Source organism: Verrucomicrobiota bacterium, from assembly GCA_016871535.1.
In the GTDB taxonomy this organism is placed as follows: Bacteria; Verrucomicrobiota; Verrucomicrobiia; order Limisphaerales; family SIBE01; genus VHCZ01.
In genome coordinates, this window is sequence record VHCZ01000449.1 from 1 (window position 1) to 1,955 (window position 1,955).

Genomic DNA, 1,955 nt, shown 5'->3' on the forward strand with positions numbered 1-1,955 from the left:
TTCATGGGAAGTTCCCTTGGTTTCAGACCCAGGCTCGCAGCCCATGAACCCGTCGCTGGTAGGGCGAGTCCGTCCCGGCGAGCCGCTCGACATGCGTGGAACACGTCCGACTCGGCTCGCTGGGGACAGGCTCGCCCTACCGTCTGGTTCATGGGAAGTTCCCTTGGTTTCAGACCCAGGCACTCGGCCCTTGAACCGATCGCCGGTAGGGCGAGTCCGTCCCGGCGAGCCGCTCGACGTGCGTGGAACACGTCCGACTCGGCTCGCTGGGGACAGGCTCGCCCTACCGTCTGGTTCATGGGAAGCTTTCTTGGCCTCAGGGCCATGCACATGGCCCTTAAACCGAAAACCGTGCGGACCGCAGCCTTCAGGCTGCTTCCGCGCACTCTCCGGAGTCGAGCGTTGAAGCGGCCTAAAGGCCACGGTCCGAAGGAACGGCTCACGGGAAGCCACGCCGGGAGAGGATCGATCGATTCGCGCACTTCTGGGAAGGGATTGGTTTTTCACGGGTTGGTTGGGATTCATCGGGCTGCAACTTTGTGGCGGGAATCTTGTTTACACTCAGATGATCCTTCAAGCGTTAATTGCCGTCGCCCGAGACAACAGTGCCAGCGACCTCCATCTGGAGCCCGGATTGCCGATGGCGCTGCGGGTTCGTGGCGCTCTGCGCACCGTCGGCGAACCCGTTCCCGCCAAACTGCTCCTTGAGGCCGCCCAGGAACTGATCGATCCGGAACAGTGGCCCCTGTTCGTCGAGCGCCGCTCGTTTGATTTGTCCAAGACCATTCTGGGCGTGCGCGCCGGATCAATGTCCTGCACACGTCGCGCGGCATCGGCTTCGCCATCCGATTGCTCTCTTCCTTCCAGGCGACTTTGGAAAACCTGAATCTCCACAGCGACCTCAAGCGGTTCATCGCTCCCACCACCGGCCTCTTCCTGGTCAGCGGCCCGACCGGCAGCGGCAAATCTTCGACCCTCGCGGCGCTGATCCAGGAGATCAATCTCGCGGAAGCCCGGCACGTCGTCACGATCGAGAGCCCCATCGAATACACGTTCCGTCTGCGTCGCGCTTACATCCGGCAGCGCGAGGTGGGCCGCGACACGCCGAGCTTCGAGCAAGGCCTGCTCGACGCGCTGCGCGAGGATCCGGACGTGCTCATGGTCGGCGAAATGCGCGAACCGCAAACCATGCGCCTGACTTTGAACGCGGCGGAGACCGGTCATCTGGTCTTATCGACCGTGCATTCCTCGACGTGCGTCGAGGCGCTTCAACGCGTGGTCTCGGCGTTCCCCGGGGAAATACAGAACAACGTCGCGGCGCAACTGGCGGACTGCCTGGTCGGAGTCGTTTGTCAGCGCCTTCAATTTCGCGCCGACCTGAACATTCGCGTGCCGGAATGCGAGATTCTCGTTCCGACTCATCCGATCAAGCATTTCATCCGGAACCGGGAGTTCTTCAAAATCGTTTCCGTGATGGAGACTGGCGCGGACCATGGCATGTGGACCTTCCCGCGGTATTGCACCTGGCTTGAACGCCGCACGAACTGGCACATCCCGGCGCGGGGCCACGAGGTTTACGACGAGGAAGCAAACGCGGAGGCAGAAGTCACAGTTACCCGGATGCCCGCGTCTTCCGGGCCTCTCCTCTCTCTCAGAACATCGGACTCGAGTCCCGGAACCTCGGTTGGGGAAAAGCCAGGCCGAATTGAAATCGAGCCGGTCGCAGGCGGTCTGGACGAGCTTCTGAAGAAGCTGAAGTAGGTCAGGCATCCTGTTGACCTCACGGCCATCGAAACTCCGTTGTCTAAGAGCGTGTCCGAAAATTCCGCGGGGTCCTGTTTTCGCGCCAAAGGCCGGATGGCGAGGCGCAACGAAGGAGAATATCCTCCCTGGATCTTCGACTGAGGAGCAACGAAGCCAGGCGGCCTTTGGCGCGAAAACCCTCCGGGCGGCGG

Annotated in this window: 4 protein-coding genes; 3 read left to right on the forward strand and 1 reads right to left on the reverse strand. The window is 61.9% G+C overall.

Translation table 11 applies throughout. From position 1 onward, the window contains the following. On the reverse strand, positions 1-507 hold a 507-nt coding region (locus FJ398_27465; GenBank protein ID MBM3841615.1), incomplete at its 3' end, for a hypothetical protein. A gap of 58 nt (positions 508-565) precedes the next feature. On the opposite strand from FJ398_27465, the gene FJ398_27470 reads away from it, so the two are divergent. The 3 genes from FJ398_27470 to FJ398_27480 form a co-directional block, all read left to right on the forward strand. Then, complete coding sequence (locus tag FJ398_27470) at positions 566-886, forward strand: hypothetical protein (protein ID MBM3841616.1); 321 nt, start codon at positions 566-568, stop codon at positions 884-886. Next, positions 805-1,761, forward strand: coding sequence for a hypothetical protein (locus FJ398_27475; protein MBM3841617.1), 957 nt, complete (start codon positions 805-807; stop codon positions 1,759-1,761). The genes FJ398_27470 and FJ398_27475 overlap by 82 nt, the downstream gene beginning before the upstream one ends. A 13-nt stretch (positions 1,762-1,774) precedes the next feature. Then, on the forward strand, positions 1,775-1,955 hold a 181-nt coding region (locus FJ398_27480), incomplete at its 3' end, for a hypothetical protein (protein ID MBM3841618.1).